Source organism: Paenibacillus sp. FSL H8-0079 (genome assembly GCF_037991315.1).
In the GTDB taxonomy this organism is placed as follows: domain Bacteria; phylum Bacillota; class Bacilli; order Paenibacillales; family Paenibacillaceae; genus Paenibacillus.
In genome coordinates this window covers 1,513,599-1,540,440 of sequence record NZ_CP150300.1, presented here as the reverse complement: position 1 = coordinate 1,540,440, position 26,842 = coordinate 1,513,599, and the positions used below count along the sequence as shown (strand labels likewise).

18 protein-coding genes are annotated in these 26,842 nt (G+C 46.3%); 2 read left to right on the top strand and 16 right to left on the bottom strand.

The window, feature by feature from the left end; all coding sequences use genetic code 11:
* Positions 1 to 90: 90 nt before the first annotated feature.
* The 14 genes from MHI06_RS06715 to MHI06_RS06650 all read right to left on the bottom strand — a co-directional run bounded on the left by MHI06_RS06715 (position 91) and on the right by MHI06_RS06650 (position 21,083).
* Complete coding sequence (locus MHI06_RS06715; RefSeq protein WP_340400911.1) at positions 91 to 5,661, bottom strand: S-layer homology domain-containing protein; 5,571 nt, start codon at positions 5,659 to 5,661, stop codon at positions 91 to 93.
* Positions 5,662 to 6,092: 431 nt separating this feature from the next.
* Entirely contained in the window at positions 6,093 to 7,451 is a 1,359-nt protein-coding gene (locus MHI06_RS06710; RefSeq protein ID WP_340400910.1) for an ABC transporter substrate-binding protein, read from the bottom strand.
* Positions 7,452 to 7,824: 373 nt separating this feature from the next.
* Entirely contained in the window at positions 7,825 to 8,646 is an 822-nt protein-coding gene (locus MHI06_RS06705) for a carbohydrate ABC transporter permease (RefSeq protein WP_036669010.1), read from the bottom strand.
* Entirely contained in the window at positions 8,643 to 9,605 is a 963-nt protein-coding gene (locus tag MHI06_RS06700) for a sugar ABC transporter permease (protein WP_062833088.1), read from the bottom strand. Before MHI06_RS06700 ends, MHI06_RS06705 begins: the two co-directional genes overlap by 4 nt.
* A 343-nt stretch (positions 9,606 to 9,948) precedes the next feature.
* Positions 9,949 to 11,766, bottom strand: a complete 1,818-nt coding sequence (locus MHI06_RS06695; protein WP_036669004.1) for an APC family permease — start codon at positions 11,764 to 11,766, stop codon at positions 9,949 to 9,951.
* A gap of 278 nt (positions 11,767 to 12,044) precedes the next feature.
* On the bottom strand, positions 12,045 to 12,890 hold the full coding sequence (gene rhaD, locus MHI06_RS06690) for a rhamnulose-1-phosphate aldolase (RefSeq protein ID WP_340400909.1): 846 nt from the start codon (positions 12,888 to 12,890) through the stop codon (positions 12,045 to 12,047).
* A gap of 382 nt (positions 12,891 to 13,272) precedes the next feature.
* The gene (locus MHI06_RS06685) at positions 13,273 to 13,797 is read right to left on the bottom strand and encodes a GNAT family N-acetyltransferase (RefSeq protein ID WP_340400908.1); all 525 of its coding nucleotides are present in this window, start codon (positions 13,795 to 13,797) and stop codon (positions 13,273 to 13,275) included.
* A gap of 195 nt (positions 13,798 to 13,992) precedes the next feature.
* Complete coding sequence (locus MHI06_RS06680) at positions 13,993 to 14,280, bottom strand: hypothetical protein (RefSeq protein WP_169480147.1); 288 nt, start codon at positions 14,278 to 14,280, stop codon at positions 13,993 to 13,995.
* A 195-nt stretch (positions 14,281 to 14,475) separates the two neighbouring features.
* Complete coding sequence (locus MHI06_RS06675) at positions 14,476 to 15,501, bottom strand: iron ABC transporter permease (RefSeq protein WP_340400907.1); 1,026 nt, start codon at positions 15,499 to 15,501, stop codon at positions 14,476 to 14,478.
* Complete coding sequence (locus MHI06_RS06670) at positions 15,498 to 16,493, bottom strand: iron ABC transporter permease (RefSeq protein WP_340400906.1); 996 nt, start codon at positions 16,491 to 16,493, stop codon at positions 15,498 to 15,500. The genes MHI06_RS06675 and MHI06_RS06670 overlap by 4 nt, the downstream gene beginning before the upstream one ends.
* Positions 16,490 to 18,424 (bottom strand): ABC transporter substrate-binding protein, encoded by a 1,935-nt coding sequence (locus MHI06_RS06665; protein ID WP_340400905.1) that lies wholly within the window; start codon positions 18,422 to 18,424, stop codon positions 16,490 to 16,492. Before MHI06_RS06665 ends, MHI06_RS06670 begins: the two co-directional genes overlap by 4 nt.
* Before the next feature lie 150 nt (positions 18,425 to 18,574).
* The gene (locus MHI06_RS06660) at positions 18,575 to 19,063 is read right to left on the bottom strand and encodes a DinB family protein (RefSeq protein ID WP_340400904.1); all 489 of its coding nucleotides are present in this window, start codon (positions 19,061 to 19,063) and stop codon (positions 18,575 to 18,577) included.
* 27 nt (positions 19,064 to 19,090) lie between these two features.
* Positions 19,091 to 20,026, bottom strand: a complete 936-nt coding sequence (locus MHI06_RS06655) for a helix-turn-helix domain-containing protein (protein WP_340400903.1) — start codon at positions 20,024 to 20,026, stop codon at positions 19,091 to 19,093.
* 223 nt (positions 20,027 to 20,249) lie between these two features.
* Entirely contained in the window at positions 20,250 to 21,083 is an 834-nt protein-coding gene (locus tag MHI06_RS06650; protein WP_340400902.1) for an AraC family transcriptional regulator, read from the bottom strand.
* Positions 21,084 to 21,209: 126 nt separating this feature from the next.
* On the opposite strand from MHI06_RS06650, the gene MHI06_RS06645 reads away from it, so the two are divergent.
* Together MHI06_RS06645 and MHI06_RS06640 are read left to right on the top strand one after the other, a co-directional pair.
* Positions 21,210 to 24,329, top strand: coding sequence for a glycoside hydrolase family 2 TIM barrel-domain containing protein (locus tag MHI06_RS06645; RefSeq protein ID WP_340400901.1), 3,120 nt, complete (start codon positions 21,210 to 21,212; stop codon positions 24,327 to 24,329).
* A gap of 228 nt (positions 24,330 to 24,557) precedes the next feature.
* Positions 24,558 to 25,166, top strand: coding sequence for a hypothetical protein (locus tag MHI06_RS06640; protein WP_340400900.1), 609 nt, complete (start codon positions 24,558 to 24,560; stop codon positions 25,164 to 25,166).
* A gap of 108 nt (positions 25,167 to 25,274) precedes the next feature.
* On the opposite strand, the gene MHI06_RS06635 is transcribed toward MHI06_RS06640, so the two are convergent.
* Positions 25,275 to 25,622: a hypothetical protein gene (locus MHI06_RS06635; protein WP_169480153.1), complete on the bottom strand. Its 348-nt coding sequence runs from the start codon at positions 25,620 to 25,622 to the stop codon at positions 25,275 to 25,277.
* 147 nt (positions 25,623 to 25,769) lie between these two features.
* On the bottom strand, positions 25,770 to 26,819 hold the full coding sequence (locus tag MHI06_RS06630) for an NAD(P)/FAD-dependent oxidoreductase (RefSeq protein ID WP_340400899.1): 1,050 nt from the start codon (positions 26,817 to 26,819) through the stop codon (positions 25,770 to 25,772).
* Positions 26,820 to 26,842: the final 23 nt, after the last annotated feature.

Genomic DNA, 26,842 nt, shown 5'->3' with positions numbered 1-26,842 from the left:
CTTGGTGAAAATTAACAGGCATAAATTAGAAAAAAAACAGCTTGCAGATGGAAGTCTGCAAGCCGTTCTACTACGTCTGTATCATGCGTATTATTGCTTTTGCAACTCGCTTGCCGACAATAGCAGGGTCACCACTTCAGCACGGGTTGCTTCGGCGAGTGGATTAAACATATTTTTCCCTGTTCCCTTCACCAGTCCTGCATCATATGCAGCAGCGATATATGGAACAGCCCACGCCGGTACTTTATCGGCGTCCGCGAAACTCAGTGCGGGATTCGACTGTACCGGGAGGCCGAGAGCTCTGACAAGCATAACTGTCATCTCTACCCGCGATACTTTGCCCGATGAACGGAACGTATCATCCGTATATCCACTAATGATGCCTTGATCCACTGCCTGAGCAATAAAGGATTGCGCCCATGCAGGTATCCCAGCAGCATCCTTAAATGTCAATGCCTTGTTGCTGGCTGGAAGTTCAAATGCTCTTCCCAACATCACAATGAATTCGGCGCGTGTGGCTGGTGCATTCGGACGGAAATTACCATCCTGATACCCGTTCACAATTCCCCGGGAAATGGCCTGCTCAATGGCAGCAGCTGCCCAGTGATTCCCGATATCTTTCAGGTCTACGACCGGAGTGGTTGGATTAGTACCTCCATTACCAGGAACGGTTGGCGTAGTTGGGTTCGTAGGATTGGTTGGTGTAGTGGGTGTTGTTGGAGTTACAGGCGTAGTAGGTGTTGTAGAACCTCCACCACTGTTACCACTGCCCGGATTACTTCCATTGCCGCCACCATTACCAGGGTTACTTCCATTTCCATCCCCAGGAAGTGGCGCTCCCTTCAGATCCGTACTACGTCCTTCCGTCTTTTGATCGACTGTACCTACACGGTCCAAATGTTCATGGAAGATTTCATAATCGACCAGATTCAATTCGTAGAATCGATTATCATCTTTTGCCGTTCTCATAGCACGATAGAAGTCTCCACCGTTAGCCATGAATGAATTGGTAGCGACGATATAGTATCCGTTCGGATCGATATCCGAGTACGTACCATCTGCATTCTTAATCTGAACTTTGACCACACGTTGACCCACTTGGGTCACGGTATTGGTCGTGGCATCAATTTTTTCGCCTGGTTTCGTGGAATCGTAGTAGAAACGCATGCCTGCCACTTGCGGGAAGCGCCCTTCTCCCGTTTCCACACCACTAACGCCATTTTCCAGCGCGGCTGTGATTTCCTTGCCTGTCATTTTCAACGCAGATAGATTATTAGCGAATGGCATCACAGTCAGGAGATTGCCCAGCGTAATATCACCTGTCTGGAATGAAGCACGAATGCCACCGCCGTTCTGGATCGCCACGTATCCTTTGACGTCGTTTTCCTGCACAATGGATTTCACTTTCTCCAGCATACCGTCTGTCATCAAGTTTCCTAAATTGGTTTCCTGTTTCCGCACAGTGCCACGTTCTCCATCCAGGAAGACATTCGTTTTACCGATAATCGTTTTCTTGAACTGTTCCAACTGAGGAGCATATTCTTTCAGCTTGTTTGCGGCTTCCACATCATCAGCATAGATGAATTGGTTGGCAGCATCTTTCGCATCCAAACTCAGCAATTTGCCGTTCCACTTCTTCAATATACCCGCTTCATCAAACGTAACATCCAATTGACCAAGAGAAACGTCATATTCCCCGGTTTGCACAACCAATGTTGGCTCATCCAGGCTACCCACAACAATCGGTTCCTTCAGAATGGTGTGTGAATGACCACCTACCACAATATCGATCCCTTCTACGGCTTCAGCCAATTTGAGATCCTCTGAGTAGCCAAGGTGAGTCAAAGCAATGATTTTATTGATACCTTCATTTTGTAGCATCTCTACAGTTGCTTGTGCACTTGCCTTATAATCTACAAACTTCAAGTCATCTCCCGGTGAAGAAAGAGATACCGTGTCCGGTGTCGTCAGTCCGAAAATACCTACTAGCTCACCATTCACTTCCGTAATAATCGCCGGATAGATCTCAGCTTTCTCACCCGGATCACCTATACTATTGTTGTAAAAGCCACTCAAGCTCGCATCCTTTGAATAATCAATGTTGGCACTCACGAACGGGAACTCCGCTTTTTCAATAAATGCTTTCAGTACGCTTGGACCTTTATCAAACTCATGGTTACCAAAGGTCATCGCATCATATCCGATCATGTTCATGAACTCCAGATCAGCCAGACCATTAAACAGATTGAAGTACAACGTACCAGAGAATACGTCCCCTGCATCCAGCACCAGGGTATTATCATTGCGTGCTTCCTTAATTGCCGTTACTCGGCGCGGGATGTTATCCAGATGTGCATGCGTATCATTCGTGTGCAGTACGCGCAGGTTGAAGTCCCCTTCTTCCACTGGATCTCCAATACTTAATTGTGCAAGCAGTGGATCATGGTCGCTCACTCGTCCATCTGCTGTCTCAAAATCGGCATTCACATGTACCACTTCAATGGCTGCCGTCTCAGTCAGGTTTTTACTCACCAAAATGTGATCCAGTGTCTGAGAGTTTCCATCATAGATGTAGGAATACCGCTGATTTTCTGGCAGTTCATTTACCAGATTATCCAGTTCATTACCTTCAACAATGTTCAAGGTATTTGAGAATTGGAAGTCATTAAAATCACCGAGAACAGCGACATTGACCTCAGGGTCTTTATTCAGTAACTCTTTCACAAACCCATTCACCAATGAAGCTTGCTTCGCACGTTGAACTTCACTGCTTCGAGTCGCAGGCTGTATACTTCCAAATGGTTTCAGGTCTCCACCTTTGGAATTGAAGTGGTTGGCAATCACCACTACACGTTCACCATTGAATTCGAATTCAGCGGCCAGCGGTTTGCGAGAGCTGGCGAACGCCTCGTCCCCTGGTGCAATACGCCCCGGATTATTGGATAAGCTCCCGTCAGCGCCTACCTGAATTGTTGTTGTAGCACTTCCTTTAATCCCTTCCTTCAGGGACACACGTGATTCATTATACAGAAACCCTACACGAATATTGGCACCTGGTGCTCCGCCATCCTTGTTATTTTCCGGAGCGATATCTGTGTATTTATACGCAGGACCACCTTTAGTTGCAATGGCATCAATTAGGGTTTGGAAACTAGCATCTGCAGCTGTTGCTCCACTGTCTGTTGCTCCATCATTATCTTGCACTTCCATAATGCCGATAATATCTGGATTTTTCAGATTATTGACGACAATGCCGCCAATTTTAACAGCTCTAGCCGCATCCTTTTGACTGAAATTCTCTACATTGAAAGTTGCAATCGTCAATTTGTCATCGGTGGGTTGAATTTTTGTTATTGCTTGTTCAAGGGGACTCGGTGTGATTGCTGGAAGATTACCTTCAGGAATCACTTTAAAGTTCCCATTGGAGTATGTCATAACCCCTTTAACGGAGCCACCTAGCTTGTCTCCCGTTTTGACAGCTTGGGATGGTTTCTTATTGATGAACAGCCGTTGCGGATTAAGTGAACTCTCAAACGGCTCTGCACCATCCCCTGTCAGAATGACACCGCCCGCAGGAGTGCGCAACGGATTGTTCGGACCATTATCTACAACAACAGCGAGACCCGGTTCACTGGAATACGGACCGATAATGGTAGCATTATCGAGTTGTACCCTCATCCCTTCTAGACTCTCATAAAAGTCAATGGCATCCTTATCCGGATTAAACTCGCCGAATTGATCGGAATCAATTACGGTAGGAATCATGCGACCATTAGCACCCAAAACCACAGGTTCAGGCAGATCTTTATTACTGTCTTCAACCGTAATTATTGTAGCTACAATTTCCGTTATCGCCAGCTCCGTTGTTGCTGTTGCATATTCTTTCACCTGTCCAGATACGCTCACCTTGTTACCTACTGTCATTCCATGAGAAGACTTATAGACCAGAATACCTTCAGATGTTCTGTCATCGTTATCTTCCATGCCAGGAATCTCCTGCATGTAGAAGGAAGTTGCATTTACAACATGAGTCACAATACCTTCCACATTTTGCACAGCCAAACCATCGTATAAGGAGTTATGGGTGGCCCCTTGAATATCGTGGATTCTAAGATTGTTCAGTTCCTGAAGAACCTTGTAAGTATAGGTATATACATTACTTGTATCTCCACCAGACACTGCAATAGCTTTAATAGCAGTATCCTCATCTACTGTAATCGGCACAGTGTACCGCGTAGATGTTGGTGTAGGGTTAGTGCCATTAACCGTATAATAAATTTCTGCTCCCGCCATTGGTGAGGATAAAGTCACCGTAGATCCTTTTACAATCCCCCCTGAAGGAACACTAGCTGTAACAGAAAGCAGATTCTCGACAACATCCGCTGCTGTGCGTGGGATTAATTCGAGACCATAGCTTGTGTGATAAGTCAGGACGCCTGTCACTTTTTCATATGTTTTGCCTGTTGCCAGTGCAGTGGGGCTATTTTTGGCATAGATCGTGATCTCTCGACCATCCACATCTGTCGCAAAAAAGGTGGAACTGCTACTTCTTGTCACCGTGACCCCATTGACTTCGACAAGCATCCCTTCATAGATGCCGCCCGAACCCTTGCCTCCGTCTTCAGCAGACGCAAAGTCTTTGGATGTCAACGTAAGCGGTTCAGGAATTTCTTGTGTTTTATCCAAGATCTTAATATAACCGCCTGGAAATCCTGCTTTATCCTTCTCTACCTGGAGTAGACCGTTATAAATGGTGAGCGGACCATACGCTTCAATCCGGTCACCTGGCTCAACAGTTGAATCTGTACCACGAATGACGATTCCAGCATTCTCATCCTGAATATATAGATTCGCCATTCCTCCGGATTCCTCTCGGTAGGTTACAATCCCTTGAACGGTAACCGGAGAGTTTTCAGGCTTGTTTCTGGCATCAGATATTGAAATTGGAGTATTGTCAACGATCGTATAATTAAATAAAGCAATTGCACTATCCAGCAAGCCTTCTTTGTGTGCATAAGCTTCGATGTGCATAGCATCATTAACCGTGATGGGAACTGTGTAAGGAAGAAACGCATTTTCATCATTTAACTTGTAGTATACGGCTGCACCGACTGTAGTTGTTCCCAAAGTAACCTGTGTTCCTGACGGAACGGCCCCTGGGGACGGATTAGCTGTGACATTAGCCACTTCCGTTTCCGGTGTCTCATCAATCAGTTGAAAAGTTGTTGATGTAACGGATCGTATACCTTTAGAAGTGAAATATTGAGATAACGTACCGTTGTTAATACGTACTTTGGATTGATATAAGGAGGAATTGCTTTGTAGTCCGAACGTGCTGCGAGGAGCAGTTGTGGGTACTTGAACAGGCATCATCTTACTAAGATTTGTTTCGGTTGGACTATCAGCAATTGCAAAATTAGTGTCTACAGTAAAGGGTGGATTCAGATTTACACTTGGACCGTTGCTGTAGGTCCCGACAACATAACCTTCAACCGTGGCGGTTGAATCATCCGAACCAAGAGCGAGCGCCTCTGCAACTGTTAGCGGCTCATCCGCCGCTGCAACTTTGTTGTTGAATAAGCCAGCAGGTATGGCACCCGTAATCAGCAGGACCACAGCTAAGAATAATCTGAGCCAACTCTTTATTTGCTTACTTTGCATCTTTTTCCTACCCCCATGTTTTCAACTTGGCAATCATTTGTTCAGACAGCTTGTACATTAGTTCAAATATAAGATAACTGAATAACAGACTCGTGTAAACAATATTTCTTCATTATGAAAGAAAATAGAACATATACATTACAGGAAGAAATCATTTTCTCTTCTTTAAAGATAAATAGGACTAATTTATGATCAAAATCATGTCTTTTTGATCTTTTTGAGTCATGTTTATGTGCACATTAAACTATTTAGGTTAGATAAATTAACATAATAGATATGAATTGTTTATTATTTCGACATTTAATGACAACATCTATCTATCCCTTTTTAAGAAAAATCAGACTTAAGTCTTATAGAATTTCAAGACACAGGCATAACAATACGACGATCAGGATTGATCGCCGCATCTTTATTTTGAGATTAACCTAAAATTATTTCTTCACCGTGCTATTATATTGCGCAATCTTGTCTGTAATTTGTTTGGCTGCTGCATCCAGCGCTTCCTGTGGTGTACCTTGTCCATTCAGGACCGTTTCAATCGCTCCTTCGACAAGTTGTCTGGCTTCTGGGAATACACCCATTAATGCCCCGGATGTTGCTGTCGAATCCGCGGAAGCGTGCAATTGGTCGACTGCTGTCTGGAATTGCGGGTACTTCGTCATATTATCCTTTAATACTTGCTCTTCGTAGGCTGCTGTCGTAATAGGGAAGTATCCTGTCGCAACGCTCCAGTTCGCTTGTACCTCTGGTGTAGCCAAGTACTTGATGAACTCCCATGCTGCTTGCTGTTGTGCTTCGGATTTGTTATTCATGATGTACAAGCTCGCTCCACCCACCACAACGCCGCCTTCTTTGGCATCCGCTGGACGAGGCAGGAAGCCTGTTCCCAGTTCAAACTTGCCACCTGAACCTTCTACGATTTTACGCAGGCCAGCCGTGGAATCGAGGGTCATACCGATTTGCTGAGCTGTAAATGCCGCTGTTGTATCGTCTGTGCTACGTCCCAGATTGGAGAGGGTTTTCTCGTCGATCATCTTTTTCCACCACGTTAATGTCTTCACTCCAGCTTCGGAGTTCAACAGAGACTCCGTGGCTGCTTCGGTTCTTCCGTTTCCATTGTTTACATAATCTGCATTCTGGTTTGCAAAGAACTGTTCCATAAACCAGCCGTAGATCGCCATGGATGCACCTGGCTTACCGTCTTTCGCCAATGCTTTTGCTGCTTGTTCAAACTCTTCATATGTCTTCGGCGGGTTCTCCGGGTCCAGACCTGCTGCTTTGAACATATCCTTGTTATAGTACAGAATCGGGTTCGATGTGTTGAATGGCATCGCGTTCAATTTGCCATCGATGGTGTAGTATCGGATGATGTTCGGCTCCAGTTGGGACAGGTCGAATTGGTCCTTGTCGATGAACTGTTGTACTGGCGTAATCATGCCCGAATCGATCATGAACTTGCTACCGATCTCGTAGACCTGGATAATGTCAGGACCACTGTCTGAGCCCATGGATGCTTTGAGTTTGTTCAGACTTTCATCGTACTTCCCTTGATAGATGGGTTTCACCTGAATCTCTGGATGACTAGCGTTAAAGTCGGAAGCGAGTTGATTAATGGCTTTCTCCCCTGCGCCAGACATGGAATGCCACCACGTCAATTGTGTTGTTTCAGCGGCGGCGGCTTCTGCTGGAGCTCCACTTGCCGGGCTGCTCGTTTCTGCTTTCGTTCCGCAAGCGGAGATGACCAACATGAGTGCAGCCAGCATTAATGCAAATGTTCCTCTTTTTTTCAACCGAAATCGCTCTCCTTTTATATGGCTCGCGTAATAATAAGTGCTGTAGGTGCTGCAAGGTGGCCGTTCCGGATATGAATCGTTCTTTTGATCGCTGTTACCCCCGGATTTTTTTCATTCCCCCTTTCAAGGGGAAAATCCGGTGATAAAGGCGAACGCTTCGCTTCTTCAGAATCGATTCTTCTCCTTCACTACTTTTGCAGCTATTCAAAGACTTATTGAAAGGCGAGCCTCATTTTATTCGCTCCTGGTATCTAAAACCGTAGACCTTGTACGAAGATACAATGTTTAATTCGAAACCTCTAAATCAAAATCTTTAGATCAAAACCTTCAGAGCTTCCACTTCAATTAAATAGTTGTAAAACTTTCTTCCTTACCCCTTCAGCGCGCCTGCGGCCATTCCGCGGACAAGCTGTTTCAATCCGAAGATCAATAGCAGTAAGGATGGTAGAATCACCATTGCTGTTCCGGCAAATACCAGATTCCATGCTGTTGATTCCTGGAACTCCAGCATCGAGATTCCGATCTGCGCGGTTCTCATTTCCGGTGTGTTTGTCACCAGCAACGGCCAGAGATACGAATTGTACATGCTTAAGAATGAATAGATTGCCAGTGTACCAAGTGCCGGACGGGACAAAGGCAAGACGTGCGATATGAAATAGCGAATATGACCACAACCGTCGATCCTCGCCGCCTCGAACAATTCCTTGGGTAGCTGCATGAAGAACTGTCTTAGCAGGAATGTACCAAACGCCGTTGCCAGAAACGGCACCGTCAGTCCTTGATAACTATCCAGCCAGCCCCAGCTGCGAACCGTGAGGTAATTTGGGATCATCGTTACTTCCCATGGAATCATCATCGTTGCGACAAACATACTGAAGATGACGTTTTTGCCTTTGAACTGCATTTTCGCAAAAGCATAGGCTGCCATACTCGCTGTAATCAATTGACCAAGCGTCGTCAGTCCTGCGACAAGAAAGGTATTGCCGATAAATCGACCGATCGGAACAATATCGAACACTTCGCTAAAGTTGGACAGATCGATTGAATTTGGAATGATATGCGGCGGATAAGCGCTCGCATCTTCCGGCGTCATGACGGCCATGAAAAAGGTGTACATCACCGGATACAGCACAAGTGCTGCACAGATCGTCAGTAATACATACAACAGCGTTTTGGTCCATGTCGCACTCATTGGTAATGCACTTTCCTTTCTACCCATTTGAACTGGATCAGGGTCAGCAGCATAATCACCACGAACAGGATCAGTGCCTGTGCACTACCTGTACCAAAGCGGAAATTAACGAAAGCTTCCTGATAGATGGAATAGACGAAAACATTCGTACTGTCCATCGGGCCACCCCGGGTTAGAATGTTGATCTGACCGAACGATTGAAAAGCACCAATGATCGATACGACCGTAACAAAAAATAACGTTGGTGACAGTAGGGGCATCGAGATTTTGCGAAACGTCAGCAAGGGTCCTGCACCGTCAATCTTGGCGCTCTCGTAGATCTCATCCGGGATGCCTGCCAAACCACTGGATAGAATAATGTAGTTGAATCCGAGGTTCATCCAGATTGTCATGATGGAGATCGAGATCAATGCCCAATCCGGGCTGGTGAGCCAGGGAATTGGATCGATGCCTACTTTGCCAAGCAGATAATTCAGCATGCCCAGGGTCGGATGGAATAGAAACTTCCAGATCACCGCTGACGAACCGACGGATAACACCACGGGCAGCGAGAATACAAATTGGAACACACGCATTCCCTTGAACCGGTTGTGGGTCAGTGCAGCCAGAATCAGAGCAGCCAGCATACCCGTAGGCACTGTAAACAGGACAAATAATAATGTCACTTTCATCCCTTGCATAAACAGTCCTGATTGGAACACCGCCTTGAAGTTATCCAGCCCTACGTAAGCCGCAATCTGTCCCGTCGGATCTGTGGAATGCAGACTCAGGTACACGGACTTAAACATCGGGTAAAACAGAAACACTGCAAACAAAAGCAGCGATGGTGCCAGGAAACCATAGGCCAGCATATTCTCCCGCATTCGCTGCACACGCAGCGAGACTGTCCGGCGCTCACTCGTACCGGATACGCGCCGTTTGGCGGCGGGCAAGCTGATCCGGTTATCAAGCTCACTCATCGGATTTTCTTCCCCCTTGTTTCACGCATTCAGTGTGTGTGAGATGTTACATCCACTTCAGCACCACGTTATCTAGTGTAAGAGTCGAATGTCACAGCAAAATCCGTTCTGAATCAACGTAACGTTAATCATGGACAAGGGTGTTTACGCAAATGTGCATCAATTCGAAAGCGAAATCCAGACCGGATTTCACGACAAAAAACCGCAAGAACTCCCCTGTTTGGAGATGTCCCTGCGGTTCGATGTGTAAATGGAATATGAACGTTTTCCTATTAATGAAAGTGACTCATTTTACATTAATCTGTAAATCTTCCAAACGAGGTGAAGCGATTAACCGTTCGAGTTAACGATTAAGATGATATGGTACTGTGGTGACAATCACGTCTTTGTAATTAATCAGATAAGCCCGGATCATAAAGCTGGTCTGGTTGTGCAGTACATTTTGCCACCAGTGCTTGGTGATGAATTGCGGAATCAGAATGGTGATATGATCGGTCTCCGCCGTTTTCCACTCTACGGTATCAATGAATTTCTTGAGCGGCCCCATAATGCTACGGTACCTCGATTTGATCACAACCAGACGAACGCCTGGATTCCATTCTTCCCACTTCTGCTCCATCTTGCGTATCGCCTCATCATCGAATCCAATGTACAGTGCGACCACATGATCCGACATCGTCTGGGCGTAACTGATCGTATTCATGACGACCCGGGTAATGCCTGCAACTGGAATGACAATGGTATTGCCTTTTTTGGCCGGCTTATCGACCTGAATATCAATCCGCAGTTCATCTGCAATATTGCAATAGTGACGGTGAATACGCATGAACACATAGACAACGAGCGGCAAAAAGATAAAGATGACCCATGTCTGCGTGAACTTGGTGAAAATAAAGATCAGGGTAATCGATAGCGTAGTCAGCATACCGACTGTATTGACCAGCAGTTTCATCTGCCAGCCCGACGGCTTCACTTTGATCCAGCGAATCATCATGCCGAGCTGAGACAGGGTAAATGGAATGAACACCCCTACCGCATAGAGCGGAATCAGGCTTTCCGTATTTCCTTTGAACCCGACCACCAGCAGCGCAGACATCACACTGAGAAAAATAATGCCGTTCGAGAAGCCAAGGCGGTCTCCTCTGACCATAAATGCATGCGGCATGTATTTATCCTTTGCCATCATGAAGGATAACAGTGGAAAAGCCGAATAAGCTGTGTTGGCTGCGAGGAACAGGATCAGTGCCGTTACACCCTGGATGATAAAATACATCGTGCCCCTGCCAAACGTCGCCTCAGCAATCTGGGAAATGACCGTTGCTTTGGGATCAGGCTTCACTCCGTACCCATAAGCCAGTAAGGTGATGCCAATGAACATGGCCCCCAATATACAACCCATGAGCAGTAACGTACCGGCAGCATTTTTCTCGGCAGGTTGCTTGAAGTTCGGGATCGCGTTACTTACCGCTTCTACGCCAGTCAAGGCCGAACATCCAGAGCTGAATGCCTTCAGTAACAGAAACATACTCACATGGGATAGACTTGTTCCGAATTCAGGTGCAGCTGCTTCCATCCCCCCGGCAAGAAATTTGATTCCGCCCGAGATGATCAGAACCGCAATCGAGAAGATAAATAGATAGATGGGGATCGCCAGCACAGACGCTGACTCCGTCACTCCCCGCAAATTCATAATCGTTAGAAAAACAATCATAATGAGTGCAATCACGACACTGTAGTCATGCAGCATTGGAAAAGCCGATGTAATCGCATCCGTGCCTGCGGACGAACTCACAGCAACGGTCAGAATATAATCCACCAGCAGAGATCCTCCGGCAATCAGACTGGATGTTGTACCCAGATTATCCTTGGCTACGATATAAGCGCCGCCCCCTGTTGGATAAGCAAATATCGTCTGGCGATAGGAAAAAATTAAAATGACGAGTAATCCCAGCACGGCGATGGAAATCGGAACGGAGTACCATAGGGCGGCGAATCCGGCCGCAACGAGCACCAGCAAAATCTGTTCCGTACCGTAGGCAACGGACGATAGGGCATCCGAGGACAGGATGGCGAGTGCCTTCCATTTCCCCAATTTTTCTCCATCCAGTTCAGCCGATTTCATGGGCTTGCCTATTAAGATTCTCTTCATTTTGCCAAGCATGATCATAACTTCCTTCCGTCTCTCATCTGTGAAGCATTGTTATTATGCAAAATCGCAGAGCCATTGACAATACGTCATTTCACCCGAAATTCGCCAGCGCGTGATAATGCATTCTACGATTCAATAATCGATAACAAAGCCATTCTTGTTCAGCAATTTGAACTTTTTTGAACCAAAATGACGATTGTTCGTCAAAAAAAAGGAAATGGCCTTCGGTTCAATGAACCAAAGACCACTTCCTCGATCTATGCGTTGACTATATTGCAATACAGCTTTCCTTAACTGCCCAAAATGCCGGGACGAGGGGTAACACCGAACGCTTGCGCCAGTGTGATCAGCTGTTCGTCCGTAATTCTCTGCCGGATCTCGTGACCGGCAACCAGCATATACACTTGGGCTGCCTTCTCAATCGTCTCAATCAGACCAAAAGCCTCGTCAATCGTTGTACCTGTTCCGAAGATGCCATGTTGTGGCCAGATGACCGCGTGATATTCTTTCATTTTCTCAGCCGTTTCGCGGCCAATCTCGTTCGATCCAGGAATCATCCATGGAATAATACCGATCCCATCCGGGAATACAACCACACACTCCGTGCACATCTGCCAGAGGGTCTTCGTGAATTTTGCTTCATCCAATTCGTGGATAAACGTCATAGCCAATACATGAGTGGCATGGTTGTGCATGACAACCCGGTGGTTCGGGTCCAATTTCAAACGTTCGATATGGCTCATGAAATGTGTAGGCAACTCACTTGTTGGATTCGCCCCGGACTTCAATCCCCAGAGTACTTCCAGCTCCTGTCCATCCTGCGATACACGCAGCAACCCTAGATTACTCTCCGGATCAGCGAGTACATTTTTGAAATATTTGCCCGATGCGGTCACGATAAAATACTTGCCTGCCAGCTCATGCACCGAAAATGCCGGTTTGATCTTGCGAATCACATGATGGATATCGATATATTGGGCAACTTCCTCTTCCTCCAGCAGATAGCTGACATTACCGCCATTGCGCTCATCCCAGCCATTTTTCCACATATGTTGTGTAATTTCGGCCATCTCACGGATAAATGGAATATGGAAACCTGCAGCCTGCGTTGTTTCATTCGTAAGGGTCACGTTCATGATCAATCTCTCCTTATATTGAAAATAATATGGCTTGCCACGTACATAGTAAGTTCTTTTTTTCACATTAATTATACCTTTGTTTATCTTTGATAGTCAATAACAAACACAGAAATAATCTTTTATTTATTTTTGTTTAGTTTTGTTTATTTGAAAATAAAACAAAAAAATACCCCACCGGCGCCCGGCAGGGTCAGTCACACATCTATTTAACACGAGAAGGGGTTTACAAGAGTTATCATACCTCGGCTACCTTAATAGAAGCTGAAAACAGAATAAAAAAAGCATGAAAAGCGGGTTGAGCAGGTATGGACAACGTACCTCTTTCGATCTATTTCACGTTAAGCGGATACGATGTGGCCTGTTCCTATTCGAAGCATATTTATGATTTTTTCAGTACATAGGTCGGATGCATCTTTCCAGTCGGTTCATACCGTTCGTCACCTGTATATTTGAATCCCAGCTTGATCAAGATGTGACGTGACACTTCATTATCTGGATGATGCCCGGCAAACAGTGCCTTCGCCTTCATTTCGTCAAAGGCATACGCAATCACCGCATGCGCTGCTTCCTGGGCATACCCTTTGCCCCAGTGATCCCGGGTTAGATGGAATCCCAGTTCATACATATCCTCTTCTGAAGAATACGGACGCAGGCCACAACAGCCCACAAACACCTCGGACTCTTTCTCAAAAAGGGGCCAATATTGCACCCCCGCTTCCTTTTGCCTTTGAATTTCCTGTGTTAATCGTGCTTCTACTTCATCCTCGCTTAGAAATCCCTTACTGCTAATCCACTTGGCAACCTCATGATCGCCCCACAGCGCAAACGCCAGCGCACGATCCCCTTCGTTCCACGACGCACATTCCAACCGTTCAGTTTCAAATAAGATTGTTCTGTTCATCATCCACTAACCTCCTGTATGCCAACACAAATCTGCGTGCCGCCTATACCTTAAATTAATCGAATGACCGTCAGGATAAACAAATATGTATAAAGACCCTAGTATAATATCACTTTCAATCCAGAAGGTTCCACCAAAAAAAGAAAGACCCCTGCCGACATCATGTCCGGCAGAGGCCCATCTACTGTATTACACCAATTAGAAATCTGCTACGGCGAATTGAACTGTTCCGGAAGCTGCGCCTCCAAGGTTGGCTTGTAATGCAAAAACCAGGACTGCACTTGCAGTAATTGTAAGACTGCTGTTTACTGGAACCACGTAAGTGACTACTGGTGCATTAACACGAGTGATTACGAGAGATACTGGGAAAGGTCCGTAGTTGTTTACTGTAACGCTGGCATTGGTTCCTCCAGACAGGTTTTCGTAGTAGGACTTGCCTACGCCAGCTGGAAGATTGTAATACTGTAATGGTAAAAGGATGGCCATTGAAATCACCTCCTTTTGCTTTGATACGGTATTCTATGTTCAGAAACTAGTAAAGTCACGGTGAAATGACCGTGTTATAACGTCCATTTTTAATAGACAGCATAGATTGATAGACAACTGTACGCAAAAAGCCCCACCGGAACGTCCGATGGAGCCAGTCCAACCCTATAAAATACGAAAACCTATGATGACCGATTAGATGTTCTTATCCGGTCTGCTTTTAGTCCGATATTGGCGCCACAGTAAAAATAGAAAGTAAGGTGCACCGATGATCGATGTTACCAATCCGACGGGGAATTCCAGTGGTGGGGCCAACACACGTCCAATATAATCCCCCAGTAACATCATGATTGCCCCTACGAGCCCGGCTACAGGTACATAATACCGATGTCCTCCCGAGACCAGACGGCGAGCGATATGCGGACTGACCAGACCAACGAATCCAATCATACCAACCACAGCAACCGAACCGCTTGCGAGAAGAACGGCCAACAGAAGCAGTACAGCACGCATCCTCTCCACACGCAGACCCAAACCTTTGACAGACTGTTCGCCCAGGCCGAAGAGATCCATAACTTTGCCCAGCATCCAGACCACAGGAATAACCAGAACAATAATGGGTACTAATTGCAATACTTGATCCCAGTTACGTCCCCATAATGAACCGTTGAGCCAGAGCAAGACGGTGTTGGTGTTCGCCGATGATCGTGTAATCAGTAGTTGCACCAAGGTGCTCCCACAAGCGCTAACCGCTACACCAACCAGAGCCAGTCGTACCGGATCTACCCCATTTCGGTAAGAGAATACATATACAAGCAGCGCCCCTGCTCCTCCACCAACAAATGCAGCCAGTGAAGTGAGCCATGCACTCTGCATCTCAACAGGTAATAACAATACCGTAGATACGGCTCCCAAGGCAGCCCCCGCCGAAATTCCCAGCGTATCTGGTGCGGCTAACGGGTTGCGAAGAATGCTCTGGGAGACCAGACCCGAAACAGCCAGACCACAGCCAACAAGCATGGCCAGTACAATACGAGGAAGACGATAATTCAGTATGATATAAGTAAGATCCGGATCTCCCTCACCTGTAAAGGAAGCCCAAATCTCCCGCCAGCTAATCCCTACCGCTCCTGCCTGAATATTCGCCATCATGAGAAGACCCAATAGAATAACAAGCGCCACAAGCACCATAAGATTCCTATTCCTTAGTATGCTCTTCATGATGCACTCCTGCTCTGTCGCCTTGCGAGATATACGAAATAAGGTGCTCCAACCAGGGCCGTAATAATGCCTACAGGTGTCTCTGATGGAAAATGAACAAAGCGGGAAGCAATATCTGCTATGGTTAACAGGATCGCTCCGAATAAGGCGGAGAAAGGGATCAGCAACCGATAGTCTGTACCCAACAGATATCGGGTTATATGTGGCACGATTAATCCCACGAAACCGATTGGCCCCACAACTGACACGGATATGCCTGCCAGAATGATCACAATTACACTGCCCACTATCCGAACAGTCCAGATCTTCTGTCCCAATCCGCGGGCGATGTCTTCGCCGAGATTCAATAAGGATAATGATTTACTAATCAACAAAGCCATGAAAAGACCCGTTAAACTGAATATCAGCAAAAGGTTAATCTCTTCCCATTTGACGCCAGCAGCCGAACCGGCGAGCCAGAAGATGATTTTACCGGCGGACTCCTCATTGAAGATCAACAGTCCTTGCGTAAATGAAGATAACAATGCCTGTACCACCACACCGATCAGTGCCATCCGTACTTCGGCTTGGCCTCCGCGCATGGCAAAGCTCATCAACAGGACAATGCTCACCGTCAGTAATCCCCCTGCAAAGCCTGCACCTGCCAGCGCCAGGCCACTAACCGTTGGGAAAACAATCGTGCACAGGACGATCATAAAGGAGGCGCCTGCATTGATCCCGAATATACTCGGAGATGCAAGCGGATTACGGGTCAGCACCTGCATAATGCAACCAGCAATACTCAGGTTGGCGCCAATGCACAGCACAGCCAAGGCACGTGGCATTCGCAATACATGCAGAATGACATGTTCTTTGACCGTTGGAGAATAGTCGAACATATAATCCAGCACAGTGGATAAGGGTATCCAGGAAGTACCGATCATCAGCGAGCCCAGAAAAAGCACAATCAATCCGATTATGCCAACCAAGGCCGCAGTCAGCGTTCTATTCATCTAAAATATGCAGCCGCTTCATCCATAATATTGTTCAATGCAGGTATACTACGTTGTCTTGACCACGTTGCCAATTCCACTTCATGAGCATTACCATTCTGTACTGCCTTCAACTGATTCCAGAGCAGATTATCCTTCTGACCTTCGAGCACGGAGGGCCCATCTTCATTAATCAGAATCAGCATCTGATCCGAATTGATGGTAAGCAGCTGCTCTGTCGTCATCAATTGATTAACTTCTTTCTCATCCTTCAGGGCATAATTCAGACCTGCCGCAGACAAGAAAGAAGAATGAAAGGCCTGATCTGTCCGAACCTGAAACGATTGCGTCTCATCTTCATCCGCAGCCACGATCAGAACCGACTGCTGAGGATTGATGGTTTGCTTCAACTCATCCAATCGCTTCTGATGCTCTTCCAGCAAGGCGGTGGTAGCCTCTGTTTTGCCCAACGCTTCACCGATCTTCTCAGTCGACACCAAGATATCCTCGTAGTTGGCTGTATCATTCTTGAATACAATCGTTGGTGCAATGGCCGACAATTCATCATATACATTGCCATGACGGCTCGTATCCGCAATAATCAGATCTGGTTTGAGCGTACGAATCACTTCCAGATTCGGCTCAGAACGGGTACCCACCGAGGTATATCCCTCAATATAAGCAAGCGTGTCCTTGGGGAAACGCTCAGGTTTGTTATCATCAGCAACCCCAACAGGCTTCACTTCAAGCGCTGCAATGGTCTGTGTAAATCCTTGCTCCAACACCACGATCCGTGTGGGCTCAACCGGTACCTTCGTGCTTCCCAGATCATGATTGATCGTGCGGGAAGAAGTAGTATCTGCGGTTGCCTGTTCACTTCCACTTGATACTGCCGGAGCATTGGTAGATGGAGATGGACTCGCGCACGCACTCATTAAAAGACTAAAACTCAGCAACAGCATCATCACCGTTGAACGTCTGGACCAATTGTACATCATGAAAGAACCCCCGCTTACTTGTTTGTTTTGAGAACCATTATCAATATAACGGGGTATTAGCGACTCAACAATGGATATATCGGACATAGCTGATGTCGTATTCAGACCTGTTGGCGATTGAAGATACTGATTACGATAGTGAATCGGAGATAAACCACAGTACTTTTTGAACATACGGCTAAAATGATATACATCCTCGTAACCGATGCTACTCGCCACATCCTTCAGCGCAAGATCGGTCTGCACAAGCAATTCACTTGCTTTGCTCATCCGGAATTGCACAAGATAATCCGATGGGCTCTGACCAATCTCGCTATTGCGGAACAAGCGTCCCAGATGTCTTGGGCTGCATTCCAGCTTGGCAGCCAGCGAATCGATGGTGATTGGAAGGTGATAGTGTTCCTGAATGTAGCTCATCGCCTGTGCCACCAGATCAGGAGGTTCAGACGAGACTTCTGCGGACTGCAGTTGTTCCAGAATCTCCATCATGATCTGCAAAAAGATGGAACGTACCTGCATTTCCTGCAAACGGTGTGGAGATGTCCACATCTGTCTAAGTTGACTTATTTTATCCTGTAACAACACTGGGTGAGTGGGCTTCAGGTCATAGTGACTCTCTAACAACGGGCTCCCATCCGGTAGTAGTCGAGCAGCTGTTCCAGCAGATAACAAGATGTGTGCTTGATACAAAATCAGATAATACTCCAATTGTTCTTCAAGAACATCAATCTGCAGAAGGCTCCCCTTTCCGCCATGAATCAGATGATAGCGATCTGTTCTGTACTGGTTGTAATCCACGTAAATCAAGCCACCGCCACGAACCGTGTAGATTAGTCCACTGGTCGGCAATTCATGTATCATAGGGTCCTGCCCGTATCCCAACATATGATGCTGCACATCCACGACCTGAACCGCCGCCTGATTCCATAGCTCAATATACCTGTCTATATTCATTGCATAACCCCTTTGAAATCCATCCGTTCGTTTTAAATGATAATAATTCTCAATTATAACGATGCTTATCGTGTTCTGTCAAATGGGTTAGATATCCATGCAAAACAAAAAAGGCGACACATATTGTGTCCCCCTTTTCAAGGAATTGCTTTAGGCGTACAGCATGAAAAAGTTCAGTTCATGACCCTGCTGCTTGAGGTAGTTATACAGCTGCGAACGGTGATGGAACACATGCGTTAACGTTTCAATCTGCCATTGCGCCTGCAAATGACCATGTTCCATATAGAAAGCTTTGGTAGAGCGGTTTAAATAATCTTCTTCACTCAATCCTGTGATATATGCTTTGTAGGATTCGAAATTGCTCCACAACGTTGCTTCCAGCTTTTCGATATCCTCGATTTCAGACAAACTGTTCTCCACCAGACCAACCTCTGCTTCACCTTTCTCCTGCATAATGGCAAGATCCGATGCCGTGATCTGGATAAAGTGATGCACAAGCTCCACCAATGAACGCATATTCTCCTGTGGACGATACGACCAATCCTCCGAACGGATTAAGCGAATTAACGAAGCCCCCGTCCGCACTCCTGTTTCCAATTCATTTAACAAATGATCCCGAATCTGCAATGTTCCATTCATATATGATGTCTCCCTTATCTTTTATTCTCACGATTTAAGTATAACCGAAGGTTCTACAGATCTATTGTACAAATCGGACAACATCCTGCCATGCTCCTTGGCTGCCGTCAACGGAGTCTCTCCATAAAACTTGCGAAATTGCCGAATCAGATGGGCTTGGTCAAAGAACCCATGATTCTGGGCAAGCATTGCCCAGTCTGCCGTGTTCCCCTGATGGATATCATTCAGCACACGATGAAAACGAACCACCTCACTGAACCGTTTGGGACTGATTCCGACCCACTCCGAGAACTTGCGATGCAGCTGCCGCTCACTGATCACTTCACGCATCGCCAGCTCCTGGACAGTCATACGTCCCCCATCTATAAAGATGCGGTGCAGCACGTTTTTCATCAGATCGTTCTCAGATGTGCTTGCCTGCATGGACAACGGACTCAAGTACGCGTTCATAACTTCTACCCGCTCTGCAAAACGATTCGTTTCGGCCATCCGTTCCTGAAGCTCGTTCAGCTTCTCCGGCCAACATTCCTGAAGGGCAATTCGCTTATCTGTAAACCATTCCAGAGGCATGCCATGGAAGACATGCGCTCCACCTGGAAAGAATCGGACGCCAAAGGTGTAATCTCCAGCAGGCGAACCATCATCGGATCGCTCAGGTACAGCGAACGGCTGTGTATAATTGCCGCAGTAAGCATAGGAGTGCTCTGAACAGACCGGGTCGTATGTAATCAGCATATCCGTGCAACCATCCGGCAATACCCGTGCAGGGACAGTCATCACCGATGGCTCTCGACCTTCTCCCCAAGTAACATCTGCATGCGTGTTCGGAAGAGATCCTGATTCCCAATAACAGGCCACATAAGCCATCAAGCCGGCAGCAGGTATTTTCTCAACATAATAACTGTCAGGGTACGTTCCATTTATCTGAATAGGCTTAAACAACGGGTGCAGGCTGTGATCCACAATTCCATCCTCCGATCACTAGAGTTGGTTACACATTATGTATTCATCTATCATACCATCAACCGCAGAAAGGAAGAAAAAAAGTGCCCTACCGGAGGACAATCCGATAGGGCCAGTCACACATCTATTTAACACGAGAAGGGGTTTACAAGACTTATCTTACCTTCACAACCTTAATGGAAACTGAAATTGGGATGAGTATCAGATCAAAATTACTCAATTTTCAACTCAGTCCGTGCAGTTTGCGAAAACGCTCCGGACTCATGCCTGTATGCCTTTTGAACATCGCACAGAAATAACTGGCGTTCTCGTAGCCCACCCGATCAGCAACTTCATAGATTCGGAGTTCTCTCTCACTGAACATGAGCTGTTTGCTCCGATTGATTCGTTCCTGGTTTACGTAAAATACAGGTCTGGTATGGAGCGCCTTCTGAAACAGTCTGCACAAATATTGAGGAGACACCACAGCCACAGCGGCCAGTTCCTTCAGCGACAGTGAACGATCCAGATGCTCTGCGATATAACGCAGCACAGGCTTCAAGCGCTCCAGTTCATCATTATAATTGGCAGATACGATGAGCAGTGGCTTCAGATCCAGCAGCAGAGCATATAATTGTTTGGAACACTCCACATCGTAATCTGCATAATCCGTATCCCCCCCACTCTCACCTCTAACCAGAAGTTGCTCCAGGCCATGCAACAGCGTGGCTGTCCTGAGTCTGCATACCCGTGAACCGGTAATCCCCGCATAAGATAATAGCTGACTGGCTTCTCTCCCCTGAAACGAGACCCAAGCCAGCTCCCAGCGGTCACTGATGGGCATATATCGATGTGGGACATCAGGGTACAGAACGAAAACATCCCCCGGTCCGACGATGTACTCTTCGTCTTGTATAATCAGTCTCCCCTGACCATGAATGATCTGGTGGATCTGATAATCCGGGAATCCCTCTGGACGCTCGGTTTCATATTGGTGTTCCCAGTATCCAACCGTGGTCATATAGATCGGCAGGCGAGCAGCTTCTTCTGTTTTACCAAAAAAAATCCGGGTATCCATCCAGTACACCACTCTCTCTGTCGTTAGTTTCATATTGTTATATATGTGGGCAATATTCTTTATTTTCTAAGTCTCAATTCAATTCTATAATGACAATATTATAACATTTCAGAAGGAGTTGCTGTTATGCGAAAGAAACTGGTACACACCCCTCCGGCAAATGGATACCCGGAATGGAACAATAATCCCGAGACTTTTCAAGTAGGCCGTCTACCCGCACATGCTTCTATGGTAGCGTTTCCATCTATAGCAGAAGCATTGTCCAATGATTCCAGCGCATCGCCATGGTACGAATCACTGAATGGTCAGTGGAAGTTTGCCTTTGCGGAGACACCGGAGCAACGGATTTCATCCTTTTATGAGAACAACTATGATGCCAGTGACTGGGACGAGATCGCCGTTCCTTCCAACTGGCAGCTACAAGGTTACGATTATCCCCAATATACGAATATGACGTATCCGTGGGTCGAGCGTGAGCCTGAACTGAAGCCCCCATTTGCACCAACAACTTATAATCCAGTGGGTTCGTATATCCGTACGTTTACTGTGCCTACAGACTGGAAAGACCGGCCTGTCCTGCTGCACTTTGAGGGCGTTGAATCCGCCTTTTATGTATGGGTCAACGGGGAGCTCGTCGGTTATAGCGAGGACACTTTCACACCGGCAGAATTCGATATCACTTCGTATCTAACGGAAGGTGAGAACAAGCTCGCTGTGGAGGTATATCGTTGGTGTGATGCGAGCTGGCTGGAGAATCAGGATTTCTGGCGGTTAAGCGGCATATTCCGTGGTGTATACTTGCATTCACCTTCACCCGTTCAGATCGCCGATTTCTTTGTTCGTACCGAACTGGATGACGCGTATCAGGATGCGGAGTTACTGCTGGATTTGAAATTATTTAATCATAATGCCGCGCAGACCACTGCCGGATTGTCCGTCCAAGCCCAGCTCTATGATGCACAGCAACAGACTGTATTGAAACAGCCACTTACTGCGGCCGTTACGTTCCAGGGCGAGGATGAACTTTCATTTAATTTGTCAGCAGAGGTTATCAATCCGCTTCTATGGAGCGCCGAGTCCCCTCATCTATATACACTTGTGCTGTCCATTCAGGACGAATCAGGCGAAACACTGGAAGCGGTCCGCAGCCGGATCGGATTCCGCAAGTTTGAACTGAAGGACGGCCTGATGCAAATCAACGGCAAACGCATTGTATTCAAAGGTGTGAATCGTCATGAGTTTTCTCCGGATACCGGTCGGGCTATTGGGCGGGAAGACATGATCCGTGACATCGAGCTGATGAAGTCCTATAACGTTAACGCCGTGCGCACATCCCATTATCCGAATCAGTCACTCTGGTACGAACTCTGTGATGAATACGGCCTCTATGTTATTGATGAGACGAATCTGGAGACTCACGGCACGTGGTACTATGGGCAAAAGGAAATGAATGAGGACAACATTCCCGCGAGCAAGCCGGAATGGCGTAACAACGTAATCGATCGCTGTAACTCGATGTTCCAGCGGGACAAAAACCATGCGTCCGTGATTATCTGGTCTCTCGGTAATGAGTCCTTCGGCGGTGATAACTTCATCGCGATGTACGATTATCTGAAACAAGTCGATCCAACCCGTCTCGTTCATTATGAAGGGACCTTCCATTATCGCCCTTCTGATTCAGCAAGCGACATTGAATCGACAATGTATATCAGCCCTGAAAATGTGGAGAATTATGCTCGCATGCCAGGACCGAAGAAACCTTATATTATCTGCGAATACAGCCATGCCATGGGTAACTCCTGCGGTGGTCTGCATCTGTATTGGGATTTGTTCGATAAATATGATGTGTTGCAGGGTGCATTCATCTGGGACTGGGTCGATCAGTCCATTCGTACCACTACGGCAGACGGTGTCGAATATTTCGCTTATGGCGGTGATTTCGGTGAATCCCCTCATGATGGCAATTTCTGCGGAAACGGACTGATTCTGGCCGATAAGACAGTTACACCGAAGCTGGAAGAAGTGAAGAAATGTTATCAGAACGTTCGTATGGAAGCCGTTGATATAAAAGATGGCCTGCTACGCATCCGAAACCAGTTCCTGTTCACGGATCTGAGCGAATATTCACTCGTGTGGACAGTAACACACGATGGTGTATCCGTAGAGAACGGCACGCTCGATATCGCGTTACCTCCTGGCGAATCGGCTGAAGTCCGTATCCCATACACGCCATCGTCTGATTTGCTCAAGGAAGCGGTGCTGACTATATCCTTGGTTACGAAAGTTGCAACCAAATGGGCAGGAACAGGTCATGAGATTGCCTGGGATCAGTTCGTGGTATCTCCACGATTGCGTCCAATCCAACCGGTGTATCAAGGACAAGGCAATGCTCCGCAGGTACAGGATCTACAAGATGAATTGCAAGTGGCTGCAGGCCAAGTCACGTTGAGCTTCAATCCAGCTACTGGCACGCTCACGTCCTATCAGATCAATAATCAGGAGCAATTGCTCGCACCTGTCCGCCCGAATTTCTGGAGAGCCATGACAGACAACGATATGGGGAACCGCTTGAATGAGCGTTCTGCGTTCTGGAGAGATGCTCACGCTACCAGCAGACTAATTCGTTTCGAGCACCATGCAGACGAACAAGGCATTCTCGTGACGACCGATTATACGTGGGATCAACATCCGGGATGTACGCTGTCCATCACATACCGAATTGATCCGGATGGCGTATTGGAAATCAGTCAAACCCTTATTCCAGGCGAAGGCCTACCCGATCTACCGGAATTCGGTATGCTGCTGCAGCTGAATAACAGCTTGGATACCATATCTTGGTACGGCAGAGGGCCGCACGACAACTACGCAGACCGTCTGACCAGTGCACGTCTCGGCTATTACACAGGTGCGGTTCGAGATCAATTCGTTCCATACCTGAAACCACAAGAGTGTGGTAACAAAACGGATGTACGCTTTGCTGAAGTTACATCAGCGGATGGTCAAAGTGGTCTGCACGTAGAAGCCACCATACCATATGAAATCAATGCGTTACCGTGGACACCTGAGGAATTGGAAGCAAACGACCATGTGTACAAATTACCTGAGAGCACACAGACTGTGGCGCGTATCAATTACAAACAAATGGGTGTCGGTGGAGATGACAGCTGGGGTGCTCGCACACATGCTGAATACACCTTGCCAGCCAACCGCGCGTATCATTTCACCTTTACGGTAAGACCCGTATAACATCAAGCAAGCACTGCTGGCAGTACGCCGGCAGTGCTTTTTTTGTGGAGTGGTGAGTAGTATGAGTTTGAAGTTTTTCAACGGAACATTATAATGAATGAGGTGCAAGAAAGATTTTTACCAGCTATTACTCTATTACGAGGTGAGATTTTGCAATATCTTTTTACAATAATCTTTATTCTTGGCTTACTTTCTTTCTTGGTATTTCTTGTATGGATGATCCTACCCATGAGAAAGGGTAATAGGTTGCCGATCAGATACATTTTTCTAACGACGGCCTGTTTTGCGATTGCTTCAATAGGGTTGTATGGCATGCTGACTTTATCATCAAACTCAACTCAGCCTGCAATAGATCAGACCCCTTCACCCCAGATTAAACTTTCTGGCCTCCACATGACTACCGATGAATTTAAAAACAAGTTTAATGGCGCCGTTGGTAAATATCGACTGAATGGTTTGAGTATTACCCGCTTGGATATGAAAAACTCTTCAGCGCAGGACACTGACACTTTCGAGTATGTTTTCAATGACGAATTGCGCTTGGTTGGTGTAGTGAATGCAGATGAGAGCATACAGGAAATCAGGTTATATGGAACTGGTGATACGAGCGAACCAACGGGTGGAATTTTTTTGACTGCTATCGCCACACTCATTCTCACAACCAATAGTGAGTACACGTATAACGATGCACAAGATGTCATCCAGGATATCGGTCTATTGGATCGCGATGTGAATCAGTCTGATTTTGATGGGGCGACAGTTCGAAATGGATTGGAATATCGCTTCAGCGTACAGGATCATGATCACTCGACGTTTGAAATAACTGTTGCGAAATAAGATACCACACGTTAGGCCGCTCCATGAAGGAACGGCATAACGTGTGGTATGTACTATAGGAGTGTAGTTGCCACCAAACCAATGATGAACACCTCCACCATGCGAGAGTTATTCAAAAGTTACAATCTCGCTTTGATTGTTCCAACTCATTTTAAAGGTAATCGGATTTTTCATTTTCTCCGTCTCCGTAATTGTTCCCGACATCGTGAACGGTACCCCTTCTTCTTCAAGTGATTTCCCCTGTTGTGATAAATTGTTGCCAGTAAGGTCAAACACAAAATCCTTTATACGCTTTTCATCACCGATGTAGGTTATAGTATAGATCCCTGTCGATCTCTGAAGAGATATATTCCAGTTATCGCTCTTTCCGCGGATTATATCATCCGCACCACAAGCTGAGACAATAGATACAAGCACTATAACACAAAGAATCAATGGCAGTTTAAATAATTTCATAATATCCCTCCTTTTAGGAATATACCCAAAAATGTGAGTTGTGATATTTGCTAATCATTCCTGATATCTAATCTATATAAGTTGAACTAAAGTTATTTACACAGACACTACGATGACAGAATAACCCTTCCAATCGCTTTATATAGTTTAATGTGACTTACCTTTGATATGACTAACGATTCTCTGAGCATCGTACTTGACCCATCCCAACAATGCAGAACCTCGTGATGTTTGCCAAGGTAGACCTACAAAGTACAGTCCAACAACGGGTGAGACTCCTGTCTCGTGTAAAATTACACCTTTGGAATCAAAAGCAGTATCGATATCGATCCAACTGTCATTTCGCTTAAACCCAGTCGCCCAGATAATATTGTCTATTCGTGTCTCACTACCATCCTCATATAGGATACGGTCATCTATCGCATTTACAGCACGTGGGCGCATGTTAACTTTTCCCTGGGTCATCAATTCTTTTAACTCATAACCATAGACGTACTCAGGCTGATTTCGCAACCATTTTCCAACCATACGATCTGCACTTGCACGTAATACTCCGAGCTTTTCAAAATACCAGAATATACTTCGTTTCATGATATGCAAAGGCCTAAAGGTTATATTTTGAGCTATGGATATGTATACGGTTTGTTTATCATCTGCTGCTAACACTACGGCGATTTGAGCACCTGAATTGCCTCCGCCTACAACTACTGTTGTTCCAGGAAGCAATTGAGAGATTTTTTTATACTCTGAAGAATGAAGCTGAATCACTTGCTCGGATAATGATTTCGCAAACTGAGGAACATTCTTCGTCTGGAAAGGTCCCGTCGCAACGATAATATTGCGCGCTTCGATCATTCCATTATTGGTTTCAGCATAGTACACCTCATCTTGCTTCGAGAGACGAGAGATTAAACAGTTTAACTTTATAGGAAGATGCATTTGCTTGGCGTAACTTTCAAAATAATCTGCAATTTCATCTTTGCTTGGCAGGCCACTTTCATTTCCACTAAGCGGCATTCCAGGTAACCCATCATACATTCGTGGGGTAAAAAGACGTAAGGAATCGTACCGTTTACGCCAAGATTGCCCGACTGATGAGGCAGCGTCAACGATTAAAAAGGTTAACCCCGACCGCTGAAGATAGTAACCTGCTGCCAAACCTGCTTGTCCAGCTCCGATAACCAATACATCGTACATATGTATCATCTCCAATATCGTCT